The sequence below is a fragment of the Kitasatospora sp. NPDC002965 genome, assembly GCF_040611255.1.
In the GTDB taxonomy this organism is placed as follows: Bacteria; Actinomycetota; Actinomycetes; order Streptomycetales; family Streptomycetaceae; genus Kitasatospora.
The window spans coordinates 1-18,855 of the sequence record NZ_JBEXNT010000029.1; the positions used below are offsets into that span (position 1 = coordinate 1).

Sequence of the window (18,855 nt, forward strand, 5' to 3'; positions counted from 1 at the left end):
GCTTCGACGGCCCGGGCTCGTCCACCGAGGGCAAGCCGGACGACAAGGCGGGGAAGAAGGCCGCCGAGCGCGTGCCGGTCGCCCTGGACAAGGTGGTCCGCCGGGCGGTCGAGCACGCCGGCGAACTGGTCGGTGCCGGCCGGGTGCGGTTCTCCGTGCACGCCGCCGCCGTCGAGGTGATCGCCGACGAGCAGCGGCTCGCCCAGGCCCTGGCCCACCTGGTCGCCGACGTCAGCGGCGTCGGCCTCTCGCTGGACGCCGAACCCGCCCTCCCCTCCCCCGGCCTGACCGCGCCCGGACTCAACCCGGCCGGCGGGACCGCGCTGCCCGCCGGCGGCGGGGACGCGCCGATGGTCGTGCTCGCGGCCGCCCAGCGCGGCGAGGTCGCCCGGGTGGAGATCCGCGGCCCCGGCCGCGGCGGCAGCCCCGTCCACCTGCCGATAGCCCGCGCGGTGGTCGAGCGCCACGGCGGGGTGCTCCAGCCCCACGAGCTTCCGGGCCGCGCCGGCACCACGTACGTCGTCGAGCTTCCGCTGGACCCGGCCGCGGCGAAGGCAGCCGCCGAGCGCGCGGGTGCCGAGGGCCGCTCGGACCGGCCCAAGGAGAGCGACAGCGCCGTCCTGCCGGACCTGCCGGGCATCCCGGAACTGCCCACCGCGCGTAGTGAGGAGCCGACCGCGTCGGCCGCCGAGCCGGCCGCCGGGTCCGAGGGCGGGCCGGCCACGGCCGCCGGTCCGGCCGGGGCGACCGGGCCTTCCGATCCTTCCACCGCTTCCGTCCCCTCCGGGAGCACCGGGCCCGCCGGACCTGCCGGACTCTCCGGACTCTCCGGACTCTCCGGACCTGAGCGGGCCGCCGCCGAAGGTGCCCCGGCCGAGGAGCCGACCGCCGAACGCCGTGGCCGCCGCGGCCGACCCGCGGTCGAGGAGGCTCCGCTGGACCCGGCCGCGGACCGGCCGTCCCCCGGACACGCCTCCGGGCCGTCCGACCGGGGCGCCGACCCGTCGGCCGACCCGTCCGTGAACCACGGCGCCGCGCCCGGCGGACCCCAGGCCGCCCCCGGCCCCGTCGATCCGGCCGTACCCGCCGACCAGTGGCCGAACGCCCCGGCACGAATCGAGCGGGCCGTCCCCGAGCAGTGGAACGGCACCGGCAACGACCCCGCGTACGGGCGGCAGGGCCTCGGCGGCCCGGCCGGCCCCGAGAGCGACCCGTGGGGCAAGGACGACGGCCGCTCCGGCACGGCGTACGCGGTACCGGTCGAGACCGGGCACCTCGACCAGCGCGCCGAACAGAACGCCGGACAGCACCCAGAGCGGCAGACCGGCCCGCGGGGCGACGGCGGCCCGGGCCGGGACACCGGCGGCGACGCCGGCCCCCGCGGCCCCTTCGCCCTCGGCCCGGGCACCGGTGCGGCCGAGGCCGGCGCCGACGGCGCACCCACCGACGCCACCGCCGCCAACGCCCCGGAGGGCGACACCGGCCAGGAGCCCAAGCCGTCCCGTCGGCGCCGGGCACTGCCGGGCGCCGAGGACTCCTCCGGCGGGTTCGCCCTGCCCGGCGTCGCCGACTCCCCTCTCTACCCGGGCCTGGAGCACGCCCTGCCCGCCGGCCCCGCGCCCGCACAGCCCGAACCGGCCGCCGCGCCCACCGGCCGGCGCCGCCGCCTGGCCGTCCCGCCCGGCCCCGGCGCCGAGACGCCCGGCACGCCGGACGGCGCCCCGCCGGCACCGTCCGCGCTGCCCGCGCTCCCCTCCGCGTCCCCGTCCGGCCCGTCCGCCCCCGGCGACCAGCGGGAGGACAGCCCCCTCCCGGTCGGCACCGGACTCGGCGAGCTGGCCCCGCCGCGCCCGCTCGGCGCGCCCGGCGCCACTCCGCTCGGCCCGGTCGCCATCGCCCCCGACGCACCGCAACCCGTCGCCGCGAACCGGCCGGCCCCGCGGGTGATGGCCGAACTGCCCGCCGCACCGACCGCCCAGGACGAGGCCGCGTACACGTCGATGCCCGCCCCGGGCGCCGACGGCGGGCCGCGCCGCCTGCTCGTCTGGCCCGAACCCGACCCGGCCACCCGCCAGGCGCTCCAGGACCGCGGCTACCGACCGGTGATCGTCCGCTCCCGCGAGGAGGTCGACGCCCAGGTCTCCGGCTTCCCCGCCGCGCTCTTCGTCGACCCGCTGACCGGCCCGATCACCCGCACCGCGCTGCAGTCGCTGCGCACGGCGGCGCTCAACAGCCGGGTCCCGGTCGTGGTCACCGCCGGCCTCGGCCAGGCCACCCGCGACGCCGCGTACGGCGCCGACCCGGCCGTCCTGCTGCGCGCCCTCGCCCCGCGCGACGGCGAGAACCACGCCCCCCGCGTCCTGCTGGTCGAGGGCGACCCGGACATCGCCGCCGCCATGATCGGGAGCCTGGAACGGCGCGGCATGCACGTCGAGCACGCGGTGGACGAGAACGACGCCGTCGCCCGGGCCAGCAGCGTGCAGCCCAACCTGGTGGTGATGGACCTGTTCCAGATCCGCCGCCGCCGGGTCGGCCTGCTCGACTGGCTGCGCACCAACGACCGGCTGCACCGGACCCCGCTGGTCGTCTACACCTCGGTCGACCTCGACCCCCGCGAGCTGCCCCGGCTGCGCACCGGTGAGACGGTGCTGTTCCTCGCCGAGCGCTCCACCAGCGACGACGTCCAGTCCCGGATCGTCGACCTGCTCGGACGGATCGGCGCCATGGGCGAGGCGGGCGTCGCGGCCGCGGGCTGACCCCCGCGGGGTCCGCTCGTCAGAGCCGCTCGCCGGGTCCGCTCGCCGGGTCCGCCCGCCGGGTCCGCCCGCCGCCGGGAACGGCGAGGGCCGGCCACCCCGTTCCCGGGAGTGGCCGGCCCTCGCCGTTCGTCGCGCCCGCCGTCCCCTACTCCTTGCCGAGCAGGGTGACGTCCAGCCGCTCCGCCGCGTAGTCGGCGCGGATCACCTTCTTGTCGAACTTGCCGACCGAGGTCTTCGGCACCGTCTCGACGATCGCCCAGCGCTCGGGCAACTGCCAGGAGGCGATCCGCCCGGCCAGGAACGCCCGCAACTCCCGGAGACCGGCCGTGGCACCCGGGCGGAGGACCACCGTCGCCAGCGGCCGCTCGCCCCACTTCTCGTCCGGGACTGCCACCACGGCGGCCTCGGCGACCTCGGGGTGGGCCATCAGGTGGTTCTCCAGGTCCACCGAGGAGATCCACTCGCCGCCGGACTTGATCACGTCCTTGGCCCGGTCCGTGAGCGTGAGGTAGCCGTCGGGGGTGATGGTGCCGACGTCACCGGTGCGCAGCCAGCCGTCCTCGGAGAACTTGTCGTCCGGGCGCTCCGGGTCGCTGTCCGCGCCCCCGTAGTACGCACCCGCGATCCACGGGCCGCGCACCTCCAGCTCGCCCGCCGAGGCGCCGTCGTGCGGCATCCGCTCTCCGCCGGGACCGATCAGCCGCGCCTCGACGGAGGCCGGGAAGACGCCCTGGGTGACCCGGTACGGCCACTCCTCCTCCGGCGTGAGGCCGCCGGGCGGCTGGGCGAAGGAGCCGAGCGGCGAGGTCTCGGTCATGCCCCAGGCATGCACGACCCGGATGCCGTGGCGCTCCTCGTAGCCCTCCATCAGCGCCGGCGGACAGGCCGAGCCGCCGATGACCACCATGCGCAGGCTGGAGGTGTCGTAGTCCCCCGCGTCCAGCTCGTCCAGCAGGCCGCTCCAGATGGTGGGCACGGCGGCGCTGACGGTGGGTCGCACCGCGGCGATCATCTCGGCCATCGGCCGGGGCTGGAGGAACCGGTCCGGCATGAGCAGGCTCGCGCCGGACATGAAGGCGGCGTGCGGGATACCCCACGCGTTGACGTGGAACATCGGGACCACCGGCAGCGCGACGTCGCGGGGGGTGAAGGCGAAGTTGTCCCCGGTGTTCACCTGGAGACAGTGCAGGTAGACCGAGCGGTGGCTGTAGAGCACGCCCTTCGGGTCACCTGTGGTGCCGGAGGTGTAGCAGAGCACGGCAGCCCGGCGCTCGTCGATGTCCGTCAGCCAGGGGTAGGAGGACGGCCGGTCCGCGATCAGGTCCTCGTACTCGTGCACGGTGCCCGCGAAGCCGTCCAGCACGGACCGGTCGCCGGGCCCGCTGACCACGATGTGCCTGAGCGTCGGGTTGAGGTCCGGGAGGACCGCGGCCAGCAGCGGCAGGACGGTGCCGTTGACGAGGACGACCCGGTCGGCGGCGTGGTTGATGATGAACGACAGCTGGTTCGCCGGCAGCCGCAGGTTGAGCGTGTGCAGCACCGCGCCCATCGCCGGCACCGCCAGGTAGGCCTCCAAGTGCTCCGCGTTGTTCCACATCAGCGTCGCGACCCGGTCGTCCGCCGTCACGCCGAGCTCGTCCCGCAGCGCGCACGCCAGCTGCGCGGCCCGCGCCCCCACCTCCGCGTAAGTCCGGACCACCGGACCGGTCCCGTCCCAGGTGGTGACGGTCGAACGCCCGTGGATGGTCGACCCGTGCTCAAGAATCCTGGCGACGGTGAGCGGTACGTCCTGCATCGTGCTGAACACGGGTCCTCCTCGACCTGGGCGGCACTGCGGCGGCTGCTGCCCCTGAGAACCGCCCCGGCCACCGGGCCGGCTACTGGGCGGTAACGCGGGCAGCCGAGCCCGATTGTGCCCCGCCGCCTGCCCGATGTCAGTATCCCGACCCCGTTGCCCCGATCACGACTTCGTCCCGGTCCCGCCCGACCGGTCGCCGCGCCGCCCGGGCGGTCGGCCCGGTACCACAGTCCGGAAGGCCCGGTGGCGCGCGCGGGGCGGGCGGGATACTGGGGGCATGGGTGACGGACGTGGCGAACGACGGGTGGGACGGGGGCCGGCGGAATTTCGGGTGCCGTGCCCGTGCTGCTCGGGCGGGGTGCGGACGCAGGCGCGGGTCGGGGTCCGGGCGGACCGGACCGGGACGGGGTACATCCCGGAGACCTGCCGCTACTGCCACGGGCAGGGGTGGTTGGCGCTCACGCTGCGGGAGTGAGCGGGGGGCGGTCCGCCGACCGCCGACCGCCGACGGGCCTTGCCGGGCGGCGGCACGGGTCGGGCCGTTGCCGTCGACCGTTGCCGTCGGGCCGCTGCCGTCGGGCCGCTGTCCGACCCGGGCGCGGCGCGACTGCCGGCCGGTCAGCCGGCCAACGGGGCGTCGACCTGGTTGCGGTCGACGATGAGCGTCGCGCCGCCGTACGTCTCCTCGACGTTGCCGCGGTACTGGTGGACGCGCTGGTGGTCGGCCCAGAGGTCGGAGGTGAGCGGTCCGCCGCCGACGGTGTCGGCGTGGTCGTCCCAGCGCGCGTACCAGAGGGTGTCGGGCAGCGGGGAGCTACCGGCGCGGGCGGCGGCCGCGAGATCGGCGATGCCGGAGTCGAGGCTGGAATAGAAGCCGGACCGGAACCCCGCCGTGTGCAGGCCCTCGGTCCAGCCGAGGGTGAAGTCGACGACGCCCTGACCGCAGGCCGGGTCGCGCATCGGGTACGCCTCGATGTCCAGGAAGACCGGGCTGCCCTCGCCGATCCCGACCGCCCGGAGTCCCGCGACCGCCTCGGCCGCCTCCTCCCGGCCCTGCTGGACGGCCCGGGCCGGGTCGATCCGCTTCGGCTTGCGCTTGAGCTCGCTGCACGGCGCCTGCAGGCCGACGTGCACGGGCAGGAACCGCCAGCCCATCTCGCGGGCCTGCCGGACCCAGTCCGCGGTGAGCCTCGGCTGGGTGCAGCCGCGCTGCCCGCCGCTGGTGTAGATGCCGAGCGCGCCGTACGGCGAGCTGTCGCGCCAGGCCCGCAGGGTCTCCAGCGGCGGCGCGGTGCAGGCGTCGAAGGCGGCACCGGCGTAGAGGTCCCGGGTGCGGAGGGCCGGCGGCCCGAACCGGTCGGGGAGGACGGTGGGGCGGATGCGGGGGACGGCGGCGGCCGCCGGAGCGGCCTCGTCGGCGCTCGCGCCCGGCCCGCCGGCGGCCAGCAGGAGGACGAGGGAGGCGGCGGCGATGGCCGCAGGGCGGAGATAGCGCACGCCGCCTTGATACTGACGGACCGTCGGGCACGGGCGGCTGCCGCGCCGCACGCGCCCTGGAAGCTCACCCTTTCGGACGCACCCGTCCGTATCCGTCCCGATTTTTGTAACGAGCTTGCTGCCCAGTGGCTCCTTACGGCAAACTCGCCAGCATGCCCACGCCCAACCCCACCGGAACCGCCGCCCCGCCGTCGGCCGCAGCCGTCGCCGAGGTCCTTGCCATGCCGCCCGCCCCCGTGGGCGATCCCGTCGGCGAGCGCGGTGGCCGGCGACGAGGCGACGCCCCCGGAGACGGGCTGCCGCCGGACGCACGACCCGGCCGACCGTCCGGCCGACGGTTCCCGAACTTCCTGCGGCGCCCGGAGCGGATCCCGGCGCCGCTCCTCTGTCTGACCGCGATGTTCCTGGTGCAGACCGGGATCGCACTCTCCAAGCCGCTCTTCGGTCCGCTCGGGGTGAGCGGTACGACCTTCCTCCGGCTCAGCTTCGCGGCGGTCGTCCTGCTCGCCGTCACCCGGCCGCAGCTGCGCGGGCGCCACCCGCGCGACCTGGCCGCCGCCGGACTGCTCGGCATGGCCTCCGCAGGGATGACCCTGCTGTTCGCCGGGGCGATCGACCGCCTGCCCATGGGCACCGCCGCGACGATCGAGTTCCTCGGCCCGCTCGCGGTGGCGCTGTTCTTCGCCCGCCGTGCCAGCCACCTGCTCTGGGCGCTGCTCGCGGCCGGCGGGGTGGCGCTGCTGACCCTGCTCGGCGAGGGCGGGGACGGGAGCGGGTCGGGGCTCGACCCGGTCGGTCTGATGTACGCGTTCGGCGCGGCCGCCTGCTACGCCGCGTACATCCTGTTCACCGACAAGGTCGGGGCCGCGTTCCAGGGGTTCCAGGGGCTGGCCGTCTCGATGACGGTCGGCGCGCTGGTGGTCGCGCCGTTCGGGCTCGGCGAGGCCTGGGACGGTCTGACCGAACCGGGGGCCTCGCCGCTGATGCTGCTGCTCGCGGTCGCCGGGGTGTCGCTGCTGCTGCCGGTGATCCCGTACGCGCTGGAGATGACGGCACTGCGGAGGATGCCGCAGCGGGTGTTCAGCGTGCTGGTGAGCCTGGAGCCGGCGGTCAGCGCGCTGGTCGGGCTGGTGGTGCTGGGGCAGCTGCTGGGTGCGTCGCAGCTGGCCGGGATCGGTTGCGTGGTGGCCGCGAGCGTCGGGGCCACACTGACCGGCCGGCGCTGAACCGGCCTGCTTGGACCGGCTTGGTCGGACCTGCCGACGACGGACCTGTCGACGACGGAACGGCCGGCGGGAACACGGCCAGCGGGGACACGGCCGGCGGGCCCGGGGCGCGTACCACTCGGTGCGCGCCCCGGCCCGTTCCCTACGGCCTCACGCCTCACGGCCTCACGGCGTTGCGGCCCTGAGGCATCGCGGCGCCACGGCCTTACGGCGACGGGGCGCTACGGCCAGAGCAGGGTGCGGGACCACTCCGGTGTCCGCACCGGCCCGGTCCGCGTGTAGCGGAGGCGGACGTGGTGGCGCTCCGCGTGGCCCTGCCAGAACTCCACCTCGTGCGCCCAGAGCGTGTAGACCGTGTGCCCCGCGGCGACCGCGTCCGGGGTGGCCTCCAGCCGGCGACGGGCGACCGCCACCGCCTCCTCGTACTCGGCCGGCGAGGCCAGCGGCTCGCTCTGGCGACCGACCAGCGCGCCGATCCGGGCGGCCGGGGACCGCGTCGCGAACTCGGCTGCCGCGACCTGGTCCGCAGCCCGCTCGACGGTGCCGCGGACCCGCACCTGGCGGCCCAGCTGCGGCCAGTACACGGTGATCGCGGCGGCCGGGTGGTCGCCGAGCTGGCGGCCCTTCGGGCTGTCCGCGGCGGCGGAGAAGACCCAGCCGGTGCCGGCGGCGTCGATGTCGCGCAGCACCAGGACCCGGGCGTCCGGCATGCCGTCGGCGTCCACGGTGGAGAGCGTGACCACCTGCGGGTCCAGCACCCCCGCGTCGAGCGCGGTCGCGAGCCAGTCGACGAACAGCGGGCCGGGCTCGGCCGGGGCCGCCTCGGCGTCGAAGGTCGGCAGCGGGCGGGTCATCGGCGGACGGCCGAGCAGCAGCTCGGGCACGGACCTGGGCTCGGGCCGGTGTTCCGTCCCCGGCGCCGCGGCCGGGCCCTGGACCGGCTGCGAGGCCGGCTGCGAGGCCGCCTCCGGGGCCGGCTGCGGGTTCTGCCCGCGGCCCGACTCCGGGCCCGGTACCGGCCTGGTCCCGCCCGGACCGGTCAGGCCCTCCTCCTCCGCTGCCATCGCGCCCTTCCTTCCGGTTGCCGCTGCCGCAGTCCCGCAACGGGCGGGCCACCGGGGCCCGGGCGCGCGGGGTGCGCTGTCGGAGCGCAACCGTACCGCCGCACGGTGACGAACCCGGGCGCGGGCCCTGGAATGAGGGCTCCCTCCGGGACGCCGTCCCGGGCACAGGGGCGGGCCGAGTGCTCGACGCACCGGTCCGGACGCGCCCGTGGGCGGCACCGACGTGCGGTGCCGCCCACAGGACCGGTTCGCGGTGACCCTTTCCGCTACCCGGTTACGCATCTCGCGATCTTTTCCGACCGCTTCGCTTCGATTCACTTCACTGTCTGCCTCGAACCCCGCCGCGGATGCTCAGCTCACCCACGACCACCCACCTCCGGCGCCCCCGCCGGCGATGGTTCACGGTCCATCGGCGCTCAGTTGAAGATCGGGGCGAAGACGACGTTGAAGTTCTTGTTGGACTGGCCGGCCAGGATGGCCCCCGAGTTGTCCTTCACCGCGAGGGTGTTGGCCTGGTTCGAGGCCCCGGCCCCGGTGGCCGTCTGCTGGTTCGAAACGTAGTTGCCGTCGACCGAGCCGAAGATGTTGCCGGTCCCGATGTTGGACACCACCCCGCTGTTGGACCCGTCGTTGGCGAGCGCGCCGTTGTCGGCGGCGGCGGCACCGGCCCCGGCGAGGAGCAGTCCCGCCGCGAGCGGGGCCGCCACCAGAAGACCGGCCACCTTGCGGGTACGGATGCGAGCCATGAGAGCCTCCAAGAAACGGTAAATCGTGCAATGTGTGCGGGAGTTCGCCGGCCAGACGAACACCTGCGGGCTGCGACGCCGAGGGAAAGACTTCCGCAACAAATCGACAAAGCACTACCTCACGGCAGGCTTTTCGCCCTTTAGCGTGATATCCAGCAGCCCGGTGCATAACCCGGGCCCAAACGGAAAGCGCGCCGACACACCGCCACCGACCTGCCGTATCGCCCGAACGGTCGGACACGATCGAAGCTCCAGGGGCGGCGCGACGAGCAGCACACGGAGAACCCGGCGCACAACCCTGGCGCGAAACATCCCTGAACGCGCCCCCTGAAAGTTCGGTCGCGCTACCGTGTCGACATAGTGAGCCATTCTGCGACAGTCTGACAATCCGGTGATTCACCGATCGGCCGGGAATCCGATCAGATCGCTTTACCGGGGTTGAGAATGCCCAACGGGTCGAAGACCGCCTTCAGCTGCCGCTGCAGCTCCCACGCCACCGGACCGAGCTCCCGCGCCAGCCACTCGCGCTTGAGCAGCCCGACCCCGTGCTCCCCGGTGATCGTGCCGCCCAGCTCCAGCCCGAGCGCCATGATCTCGTCGAAGGACCGCTGCGCCCGCGCCGTCTGCTCGGCGTCCGCCGCGTCGAAGATGACGATCGGGTGGGTGTTCCCGTCCCCCGCGTGGCTCACCACCCCGATGGTCAGCCCGTGCCGCTCGGCGATCACCGCGACGCCGGCCAGCATCTCGGCCAACCGTGAACGCGGCACCGCCACGTCGTCGATCATCGTGGTGCCCAGCCGGTCCAGCGCGGGCAGCGCAAGGCGGCGGGCCTCCAGCAGCATCTCCGACTCCGCCTGGTCGTCGGCCGGCACCACCTCGGTCGCCCCCGCGGCCCGGCAGAGATCCCCCACGGCGGCCAGGCGGTCCACCCGGTCCGGACCGTCGAAGGCCACCAGCAGCAGCGCCCGGGTCGACTCCGGAAGTCCCATCTGCCCCAGCTCGTTGACCGCCCGGACCGACACCGCGTCCATCAGCTCCATCAGCGACGGCGTGAAACCGCGCGCCATCACCTCGCAGACCGCTTCACACGCCGCGGCCGCGCTCGGGAACTCCGCCGCCAACGCCAACTGCGGCTCGGGTGCCGGCCGCAGCGCCACCACCGCCCGGACCACCACGCCCAGCGTGCCCTCCGAGCCGACCAGCAGCCGGGTCAGGTCGTAGCCGGCGACGCCCTTGGCCGTCCGGCGCCCCGTGGTCAGCAACCGCCCGTCCGCCAGCACCACGTCGAGCCCGAGCACGTACTCGCTCGTCACGCCGTACTTCACGCAGCACAGCCCGCCCGCGCCGGTGCCGATGTTGCCGCCGATCGTGCAGGACTCCCAGCTCGACGGGTCGGGCGGATAGGCGAGCCCCGACTCGGCCGCCGCCCGGGAGAGCTCGGCGTTCACCACACCGGGCTCGACCACCGCGATCCGGTTCACGGGATCGAGCTCCAGGATCCGGTTCATCCTCACCATCGACAGCACGATGCAGCCGTCCACGGCGTTGGCCGCGCCGGAGAGCCCCGTCCGCGCCCCCTGCGGGACCACCGGGACACGAAGGGCCGTGGCGGTCCGCATGACGTGCTGCACCTGCTCGACCGTCTCCGGGAAGACCACCACGGCCGGGACACCGGCCTCGCAGAACCCCGCCATGTCGCGGCTGTAGGCGGCCGTCACATCCGGGTCCACCGCCAGCGCTCCGGGAGGGAGACCCTCTGCCAGCCGGTCCGTCAGATCACTCATCGCCGCCTCCGCCCGCGCGGCCCGGGCCTGCCGCACCGGTGCCGCCGCTGTGTCGCTCCGTCAACGTGCCGGCGCCCCGGCCTCCCTCGCCGCCGTCGTGCTCGTGCCGTGCGGGGCAGGGGCAGCACCACGGGCCACCGCTCCGGACCGGCCCTCCGACCGCGTCCGGCTCTCGCACTCTGCCCGGCGCCCGGCCACCCGGCAAGTACGCAGCTCCGCGCCCCACCCGCACGCACCCAAGCACCCAAGCGCCCAGGCTCCCAAGCGGCCGGCTACCGGCTACCGGCTACCGCTCAGGGCGGCCGGACGGCCGCAGCGCCCTGGAGCCCAGCGCGGCGAGCCCTGCCGCGGCGGTGGCCGACGCACAGAGCACCGTCGGCACCCGGGCGCCGGCCGCGTCGGCGAGCAGGCCGAGAAGACCGGTCGAGACCACCAGCGCCGCGCTCTGCACGAGCGTCAGCAGTGCCTGCACCCTGGACAGGTGGCCGACCGGTGCGGCGGCCAGGACGAGCGGGCCGAGCCGGCCGGCGAACAGTCCCGACCCCACCCCCGTCACCACCCCGCCCAGCGCGGCCACCCCGGGGTCCGGCGCCCAGGCCAGCACCGCGACACCCAGGGCCGCCGCACCGAGCCCGACCCCCGCCACAGCCCCCGGCCCGACCCCGGACCTCGCCCCGGACACGGCCCTCCCCGGCCTCCGACGCGAACCACCCCGGCCCCGACCGCCGCGCAGCGACAGCAGGACCGCCACGGCGAGCACCCCCGCGCCCTGCCCGCCCGCCACCAGGCCGGCCGCACCGGCACCCCACCCGCGCTCCCGCGCCAGCAGCGGCACGAGCAGCGAGCCCACCGGCAACAGGACCCCCGCCGCCGCCCCGGTGAGCAGCAGCGCCGCCCGCAGCAGCCGGTCCCCCTCCGCCGACCGCACCCCTGCGGCCGCCTCACGTAGCAGCCCGGGCACGACGCCGGCTGCCTCCGCCACACGCTCCCCCGCCCCGCCCTTCGCCGGGGCCGCCTCCGGGGCCGCCGGAGCCACCTCCGCGTCCCCTCTGACCCGCACCCGCAGCAGCACCAGCAGGAGGACCGCGAAGCTCACCGCGTCCGCCAGGGCCGCCACCGGCAGCCCGCCCACCGCGACCAACGCCCCGCCGATCGGCGCCCCGAGCAACGCGGCCACCTGACCAGCGGCCTGACGCAACGCCAGAGCGCGGGGCAGTTGCCCGGGCTCCACCAGCCGGCGCGGCATCGACCCGCTCGCCGGAAGGTAGAACGCGTCGACCACCCCGACCACCACGGCCGCCACGACCAGCAGCCGGAGCGGTGTGCCCCGACCGCCCGCCGCCACGGCCAGGGTGAGCGTCGCGGCCAGCATCACCGCGTCCCCGGTGAGCATCACCCGGCGTGCGCCCCACCGGTCGGCGACCGCACCGCCCAGCAGGACCAGGACCGTGCGCGACACGGTGATCGCCGTGAGCACCAGGCCGGCCGCGCCGCCGCCGTGCGCGGCCGCGGCCCAGCCCAGGGCGAAGTACAGGGCGGCGTCGCCCAACGCCCCGACCTGGGCACCGGCCAGCCAGAGCAGGTAGGACCCCGGCAGGCCCGGGCGGCTCGTGTCGTCGGACCCGCCCCGGTCGTCGGATCCGCTCGGGCTACCCGGGCTGCCGGCTCCGTCGGGCGCGGTCGCACCGGTGATCGTCATGCCGGCCGACGCTAGGACCCTCGACCGGCTTGAGGGCAAGCGCTCCGACCGATGCGGCGCCTACGCCCGGCCCACCGGCTCCTGGAGCTCGGTCACCCAACCGGCCGGGTCGTCCGGGCACTCCAGGTAGAGCTCCCGCGCGTACCCGGCCGAGCGGTACCCGTTCTCGTCGATGAACCGCGCCAGCGCCTGGAAGGAACCCAGCGTGTCGTCCATCGAACCGCGGTGCACCACGGTCACCGCCTCCTCGATCTCCGGCAGGTCGACCACAGCGAAGCCGTGCTCCCCACCCGGCTCCACCGAGGCCCCGACCGGCACGGCCACCCGTACCAGCACCGCCGCCCCGTCCCCGTCCGGGAGGTCCTCGTAGCAGGCGACGGACGGTCCTGTCTCCGCCACTCCGGCCGCCGCCAGCCTGCCGCAGAGCTCCGCGAACAGCGGCCCGACCACCGGCCCGACGTCCTCCGGCTCGTAGCTCGCCGCGACCGCCGTCAACTCGGCCACCCGCACCGACGGCACGCGCTTCACCACGACATCGTGCGTGGACATGGTCCCCTCGCTCTCGATCGTCCGGAGCCTCGCCTCGACCCGGGTCAGCCGCTCCGCGTCCGCCGCCATCGCTGCGGCGAGCTCGGCCCGCCGCAGCCGCAGCATCCCGCGCAGCTCGGCCGCGCCCACCTCCTCGTCCAGGACGGCCCGCACCTGCTGCAGCGTGAAGCCGAGGTCCTTGAGGGCGATGACGCGGTTGAGCCGGGCGAGTTGGGCCGCCTCGTAACAGCGGTAGCCACTGACCGGGTCGACCCGGGCCGGGCGTAGCAGCCCGATCGCGTCGTAGTGGCGCAGCATGCGGACCGACACCCGGCCGTGCTTGGCGAAGTCTCCGATGTTGAACATGATGCCTCCAGTGCAGACCCTCACACCGTGTCATGGTCAAGCAGCGGGACTCCGCCCTCCCTGCACTCCTCCCGGTCGCCCTCTCGCCGTCGTCGTGTCCGGACCGTCCCCGCCGCTCAGTCCGTGACGTCGAACCCCCGCCGGTCCCCCAGTGCCTGCAGGCTCCGCTGCCCGGGGATCCCGTTCGCGTCACCGCCCGAGTAGCCGAGGCTGCGCTGGAACGCCGCGTACGCCTGCACCGACCGGGTGCCGAGCGAGCCGTCCACCCAGCGCTGCTCCAGGAACCCCTCGTCGGCCAGCGCCTGTTCGACGATCCGGACCTCGCCGCCGTACGTCTGGTGGCCCTGCTCGGCCCCCGGATCGGTACGCGCCGCCGCCACGACGTGGGCCAGCGAGACGCGCCGCGGCGAGGGCAGCCGGCCGAGCAGCCTGCGCAGCGACCCCTCGCCCGGGACCCCGTCCGCGTCGGGCCCCGACAGGCCCAGACTGTGCTGGAAATCCTGGTAGTTGAGGGTGTCGGCGTCCCGCCAGTCCTGGTCCGGCCCGGACTGGTAGTGCCGTCCGAAGCCCTGCCGGACCAGCGTCTGGCCCACCTCCAGGACGTGCGGCCCGTGCGCCCCGTAGCCGTACTCCAGGCCGTTGAGGGTCACCCGGTACCGGGCCGGGCCGGCGGAATCGGCCCGCGGCGGGGGCACCGGCGCCCCGCCGCCCGCCTCCGCCACGATGCCGGGCAGCACGACCTCGCGGAACTGTCGCGCCCGGACCTCCCCCGGGCAGGCCGTCCCGCCGTCCGACCACTCCGGGAACATCCGGTGCACCCCGAACCCGGCGGCGTCCGAGGACAGGCAGGCCCGTAGCGGGATGTCGTGCCGCTGGTGCAGCCAGACCCCGAGCGCGATCAGCGCCCTCACCTGCGCGTCCGTCCACGGGTCGGTGCTCCGGTCGTCACTCGCCGACTCGATGCTCACCGCCCCGGTGCCGTCGGCCCGGCGGTTGGCGCGCATGTTGGCGTCGGCGCGGGTCTCGGTGCCGACGAACTGACCGACCGAGCCGTCGTACCCCACCCCGAAGTGCGACTCCAGGTTGGTCGAGTCCCGCCAGTACTCGTACATCCGCCGCGGCGTCCACGGCGCCGCCACACTGTGGAAGATCACCTGCGTCGGCGTGATCGCCGCCTGCTCGTCCGACTCGGGCTGGAGCTCCATCTTCTCCGCACCGGGGTACCAGGCCATCCGTCTCTCCTCGCCAGGCCCAGGGCAGTCCGCCCCTTGCATCCGGCTAAACGAGACGCACACCCCCACACGAGGACACCTCTGCCCCAAACCCCCCGTTCAGGTGAAACCGGGACAACTCCGATCCCCCGGGCCCCACCTCCCCCCACCCCCGAAAACACCGAAGGCGGGTGCCGGAAGCTTCCGGCACCCGCCTTGAGCAGGTGGTTTTCTCCAACCAGCGGAGAGCGTGGGATTCGAACCCACGGTACGGGGTCACCGCACGACAGTTTTCAAGACTGTTCCCTTAGGCCGCTCGGGCAGCTCTCCAGGCGGAGGTCAGCCTAACGGGTCCGGCGGGCTTCGGTGCACCGGGTTTCGGGGCGGGGTGGGGTCAGTTGTCGCCGACGCGCTCGGCGAGGGTGACCTTGGTGTTCAGGGTCTGGCCGTTGCGGGTGTACTCGACGTCGACGGTCTCGCCGGGCTTGTGCGTCCAGATCTTGCTGACCAGGGCGGGACCGTTCTCGATCGGGCTGCCGCCGAGCTTGGTGATGACGTCGCCCGGCTTGAGGCCGGCCTTGTCGGCGGCGCCGCCGGGGGTGACGGCCGGGGTGCCCTGGATGTCGCGGGTCTGGATCTGGGCGCCGTCGCCCTTGTAGTCGTCGTTGCGCAGGACGTCGAGCTTCGCGTACACCGGCTTGCCGGTCTTGATCAGGGTCTCGGCGACCCACTTGGCCTGGTTGACCGGGATCGCGAAGCCCAGGCCGATGGAGCCGGCCCGGCCGTTGCTGGAGGCGTTGGACTGGATCGCCGAGTTGATGCCGATCACCGCGCCGCCGGAGTCGAGCAGCGGACCGCCGGAGTTGCCGGGGTTGATGGAGGCGTCGGTCTGCAGGGCGTTCATGTAGGAGGACTGGGCGCCGGTCTCGTCGCCGGAGGCGACCGGGCGGTCCTTGGCGCTGATGATGCCGGTGGTGACCGTGGACTCCAGGCCGTACGGGGCGCCGATGGCGATGGTGGAGTCGCCGACGTTGACCTTGTCGGAGTCGGCCAGCGGAAGCGGCGTCAGCTTGCCCTTGGGCGGGCTGTCGAGCTTGATGACGGCGACGTCGTAGCCCTCGGCGCGGCCGAGCACGGACGCGTTGTAGGACGAGCCGTCGGCGAACTTGACGGTCAGTTTGCCGCCGCTGGACGCGGGCGCGACCACGTGGTTGTTGGTGAGGATGTGGCCCTCGGTGTCGAAGACGAAGCCGGTGCCGGTGCCCGACTCGCCGTTGCCCTGCGCCTTGATGGTGACGACGCTGGGCAGCGCCTTCTGCGCGATGCCGGCCACCGAACCCGGGGCGGCCTCGTTCTTCTGGGAGTTGTTGGCCTGGACGGTGGTGCTGGTGCGGTCGGCCGCGGCGCTGACGCTCTTGTCGTCACGGTCCGCGACGACGACGCCGACCGCGCCGCCGGCGATGCCCGCGACCAGGGCGACGGCCGCGACCAGGGCGATCAGGCCGCCGCGCTTCTTGCGCGGGCCGCCGGGCGTGGGGGCGCCGGGGTACTCGGACGGGTAGCCGAGCGGGCCGCCGGGGCCGCCGGGCGCGCCCGGGCCGCCCGGGGTGATGTCGTGCGCGGCCCAGCCGCCGAGCGGCTGGCCGGCGCCGAACGGGTGGTGCTGGCCGGTCGCGCCGTGGCCCTGCGGCGCGGCCGGGGCGCCGTACGGGTCGTGGGCGGCGAGGGCGGCCGGCGGGACCGGCGTGCCGGGAGCCGGCGTGGCGTACGGGTTGCCGACCGGCGCGGTGGGCGCGACCGGGGCCGGTGCCACCGGGGCGGCCGGCGCGGGCGGCAGGACCGGCGGCGGGGCGTCGAGGTACCCCGCGTCGGCGGCCGGCGCCGGGGCGGCCGGCGCCGGCTCCGGGGCGCTGACCTTGCTGAACGCCAGCGTGGGCGTGAACCCGCCGTTGCCGCCGTTGCCGCCGTCGGCGGCCGGAGCGGCCTGATCGGACGGGGACCGTTCGGCAGCGGGCGTCGCTACGGGGGAGGGGACGGCCGCAGACTGCTGCGCCGGACCGTCAGGACCGGGAACCACCACCCCCTGGCCGCCGGAGGGCTGCTCCCCCTGCGGCCCGGTGGACCCAACCTCGCGCTCGGTGCTCACGGACGACCTCCATAGCTGACAGGACCAACAACCATAGTTTTTCGCACACTCGATTCGATTGCCGTAAGGAGGCTTCTGAAGAAGTCATAAGAATCCTTAGGCCGTCCAGACAAACCCCGGAACATCCGGCCCCGCGGGCCCCCTGCGCGCCGGCTCCGCGCCCGGGCCACAGCCCCTTCGTACCCCCACCGCACTCCCGCCACGTTCCTGCCGCACCCCCGCCGCGCCCCTGCCGCACTCCGTCGGCCCCGGCCTCCGGCCCCCTGGCCTTGGCGTTCTCCGCCGTGCCGGTTAGCCTGTCGCTCAAAACTGACACGCGGGAGCTTGGACCCACCAGGCTGAGAGTGCGCCGGTCGACCGTACGCCACGGAATCCGCGGGCGGGCGTCGAGGGGGCGCAGACCGCCGGAACCTGTCCGGGTAATGCCGGCGTAGGGAGTATCGGCCATGCCGCCTGCTTCGCCATCCTCGTCCTCGGGCACGCCCGCGTCCAAGGGTCTGCCCCCCTCCGGGGACGCCGGGGGCACCGTCCCCGGTTCCCGGGCGGCCGATTCCGGCCGTCCCGCCGGTGCCGCCGGTGCCGCCGTCCTGGACCGCCCCGCGGCACCGGACGGAGCCCGTGTGGAGGCGCCGCTGGTGCTGGACACCGAGCCGCCGCGCACGCTCCGCTTCCGCGACCACTTCGCGCTCTGGATGAACCTCGGCGTCTCGCTCATCGGCTTCACCACCGCCGCCACCGTGCTCGGAGCGCCGGGCAGCGAGCTGTCGCTGGCCGCCGCCGTGACGGCGATCGTGGCCGGCACCGTGGTCGGCACCGCGATGCTCGGGGTGGCCGCGTTGATCGGCGCCCGCACCGGCGCGCCCGCCATGGCGAACCTGCGCGGGCTGTTCGGGACCCGGCTCTCGTACGTGCCGACGGTGCTCAACATCGTCCAGTGCATCGGCTGGGGCGTGTACGAGCTGCTGGTGATCGCGATGGGCGCGCAGACCGTCGTCGGCACCGGCGGCTACCGCTGGGTCTTCGTCGTGCTGGCCGGCGCCGTCACCACCGCGCTGACCATCTGGCCGCTCGGCGCGATCGCGGTGCTGCGCCGCTTCGTCGCCGCGGCGGTGGCGGTCGCGATGGTGTACTTCACCGTCCAGCTGGGCCGCAACGGCGTGTCCGACCCGGGCGCGGGCAACTGGCACGGCTTCCTGAAGGCGACCGACGCGATGATCGCGGTGTCGATCTCCTTCGTGCCGCTGGCCGCCGACTACACCCGGCACTCGCGCACCCCGCGCTCGGCGTTCTGGGGCAGCTTCTCCGGCTACACCGTGGCGCAGGTCTGGTGCTACGTGCTCGGTCTGTTCGCGCTGCTCCAGGCGGACGGGGACGCCACCCGGATCTTCGACTCCTTCCTCGGCGTCTGGGCCGGCTGGCTGTTCCTGCTGGTGCTGGTGCTCCGCGAGACCGACCAGTCGTTCGCCAACGTGTACTCGACCGCGATGTCGATCCACAACCTGCTGCCGAAGGTCGACCGCCGGGTGCTGACCGGGGGCACCGGGGTGCTCATCACCGTGCTGGCCCTGCAGATCACCGAGTTCACCGACTCGTACTACGCCTTCCTGGGCCTGATCGGCTCGATCTTCGTGCCGATGTTCGCGGTGCTCGTGGTCGACTACTTCCTCGGCGCCGGCAGGCGCGGCTGGAACCTCTCCGCCGACGCGCCGTCCCGCTGGCTGATGCTGCTGCCGTGGGCCCTCGGCTTCGCCACCTACCAGCTGATCGCACCGACCGCGATCGCCACCTGGTGGACCGACTTCTGGACCTCTGCCCAGGAGGCGCTGCACTTCACCCCGCAGGAGTGGACCTCGGCCTCGCTGCTCGGCTTCCTGGTGCCGGCCCTGGTCACCTGGGCGCTCACCCCGCTCTCCCGGAGCAGCGCCCCGGGCACGACGGACGGCGCGGGCGCCCCCGGCACCGTCGGGCGCTGACCCGCACCGTCGGGCGCTGACGCGCACCCGGAACGGCGCGCTCGCCCGCGCTCACCTC

At 74.9% G+C, this 18,855-nt stretch carries 11 protein-coding genes, 1 tRNA gene, 1 pseudogene and 1 riboswitch; of the genes and pseudogenes, 3 read left to right on the forward strand and 10 right to left on the reverse strand.

What is annotated here, in order from left to right:
* A pseudogene (locus tag ABZY91_RS14675) lies at nt 1-2,756 on the forward strand (PAS domain S-box protein); the annotation flags it as partial.
* 148 nt (nt 2,757-2,904) lie between these two features.
* Here the strand turns inward: ABZY91_RS14675 and ABZY91_RS14680 are convergent.
* Nucleotides 2,905-4,566 carry a long-chain fatty acid--CoA ligase gene (locus ABZY91_RS14680; protein WP_355402476.1) on the reverse strand — a complete coding sequence of 554 codons (1,662 nt, stop codon included), beginning with the start codon at nt 4,564-4,566 and terminating at the stop codon, nt 2,905-2,907.
* Nucleotides 4,567-5,175: 609 nt separating this feature from the next.
* Nucleotides 5,176-6,054, reverse strand: coding sequence for a DUF1906 domain-containing protein (locus tag ABZY91_RS14685; protein ID WP_355402478.1), 879 nt, complete (start codon nt 6,052-6,054; stop codon nt 5,176-5,178).
* Between the two features lie 152 nt (nt 6,055-6,206).
* On the opposite strand from ABZY91_RS14685, the gene ABZY91_RS14690 reads away from it, so the two are divergent.
* Entirely contained in the window at nt 6,207-7,280 is a 1,074-nt protein-coding gene (locus ABZY91_RS14690; protein WP_355402480.1) for an EamA family transporter, read from the forward strand.
* Nucleotides 7,281-7,501: 221 nt separating this feature from the next.
* Here ABZY91_RS14690 and ABZY91_RS14695 read toward each other — a convergent pair whose 3' ends face one another.
* The 8 genes from ABZY91_RS14695 to ABZY91_RS14730 all read right to left on the reverse strand — a co-directional run bounded on the left by ABZY91_RS14695 (nt 7,502) and on the right by ABZY91_RS14730 (nt 16,824).
* Nucleotides 7,502-8,344, reverse strand: a complete 843-nt coding sequence (locus ABZY91_RS14695; RefSeq protein WP_355402482.1) for a pyridoxal 5'-phosphate synthase — start codon at nt 8,342-8,344, stop codon at nt 7,502-7,504.
* A 416-nt stretch (nt 8,345-8,760) separates the two neighbouring features.
* Entirely contained in the window at nt 8,761-9,090 is a 330-nt protein-coding gene (locus ABZY91_RS14700; RefSeq protein WP_355402484.1) for a hypothetical protein, read from the reverse strand.
* Nucleotides 9,091-9,509: 419 nt separating this feature from the next.
* Nucleotides 9,510-10,874, reverse strand: coding sequence for an FAD-linked oxidase C-terminal domain-containing protein (locus ABZY91_RS14705; protein ID WP_355402486.1), 1,365 nt, complete (start codon nt 10,872-10,874; stop codon nt 9,510-9,512).
* A gap of 286 nt (nt 10,875-11,160) precedes the next feature.
* Nucleotides 11,161-12,573: an MFS transporter gene (locus tag ABZY91_RS14710; protein WP_355402488.1), complete on the reverse strand. Its 1,413-nt coding sequence runs from the start codon at nt 12,571-12,573 to the stop codon at nt 11,161-11,163.
* A 60-nt stretch (nt 12,574-12,633) separates the two neighbouring features.
* Nucleotides 12,634-13,467, reverse strand: a complete 834-nt coding sequence (locus tag ABZY91_RS14715; protein WP_355402490.1) for a MerR family transcriptional regulator — start codon at nt 13,465-13,467, stop codon at nt 12,634-12,636.
* A 116-nt stretch (nt 13,468-13,583) separates the two neighbouring features.
* Nucleotides 13,584-14,699 carry a peptidoglycan-binding protein gene (locus ABZY91_RS14720; RefSeq protein WP_355402492.1) on the reverse strand — a complete coding sequence of 372 codons (1,116 nt, stop codon included), beginning with the start codon at nt 14,697-14,699 and terminating at the stop codon, nt 13,584-13,586.
* A 221-nt stretch (nt 14,700-14,920) separates the two neighbouring features.
* Nucleotides 14,921-15,008: transfer RNA gene (locus tag ABZY91_RS14725), tRNA-Ser, on the reverse strand.
* 64 nt (nt 15,009-15,072) lie between these two features.
* Complete coding sequence (locus ABZY91_RS14730; RefSeq protein WP_355402494.1) at nt 15,073-16,824, reverse strand: trypsin-like peptidase domain-containing protein; 1,752 nt, start codon at nt 16,822-16,824, stop codon at nt 15,073-15,075.
* A gap of 306 nt (nt 16,825-17,130) precedes the next feature.
* Nucleotides 17,131-17,278: riboswitch (TPP riboswitch) on the forward strand.
* A 166-nt stretch (nt 17,279-17,444) separates the two neighbouring features.
* Here ABZY91_RS14730 and ABZY91_RS14735 point away from each other — a divergent pair.
* Entirely contained in the window at nt 17,445-18,797 is a 1,353-nt protein-coding gene (locus ABZY91_RS14735) for a cytosine permease (RefSeq protein ID WP_355402495.1), read from the forward strand.
* Nucleotides 18,798-18,855: the final 58 nt, after the last annotated feature.

What these genes read in the sequence shown, in the direction of transcription:
- ABZY91_RS14690 (WP_355402480.1), top strand. Translation starts at nt 6,207, where the DNA reads ATGCCCACGCCCAACCCCACCGGAACCGCCGCCCCGCCGTCGGCCGCA.
- ABZY91_RS14695 (WP_355402482.1), bottom strand. Translation starts at nt 8,344, where the DNA reads ATGGCAGCGGAGGAGGAGGGCCTGACCGGTCCGGGCGGGACCAGGCCG.
- ABZY91_RS14700 (WP_355402484.1), bottom strand. Translation starts at nt 9,090, where the DNA reads ATGGCTCGCATCCGTACCCGCAAGGTGGCCGGTCTTCTGGTGGCGGCC.
- ABZY91_RS14705 (WP_355402486.1), bottom strand. Translation starts at nt 10,874, where the DNA reads ATGAGTGATCTGACGGACCGGCTGGCAGAGGGTCTCCCTCCCGGAGCG.
- ABZY91_RS14710 (WP_355402488.1), bottom strand. Translation starts at nt 12,573, where the DNA reads ATGACGATCACCGGTGCGACCGCGCCCGACGGAGCCGGCAGCCCGGGT.
- ABZY91_RS14715 (WP_355402490.1), bottom strand. Translation starts at nt 13,467, where the DNA reads ATGTTCAACATCGGAGACTTCGCCAAGCACGGCCGGGTGTCGGTCCGC.
- ABZY91_RS14720 (WP_355402492.1), bottom strand. Translation starts at nt 14,699, where the DNA reads ATGGCCTGGTACCCCGGTGCGGAGAAGATGGAGCTCCAGCCCGAGTCG.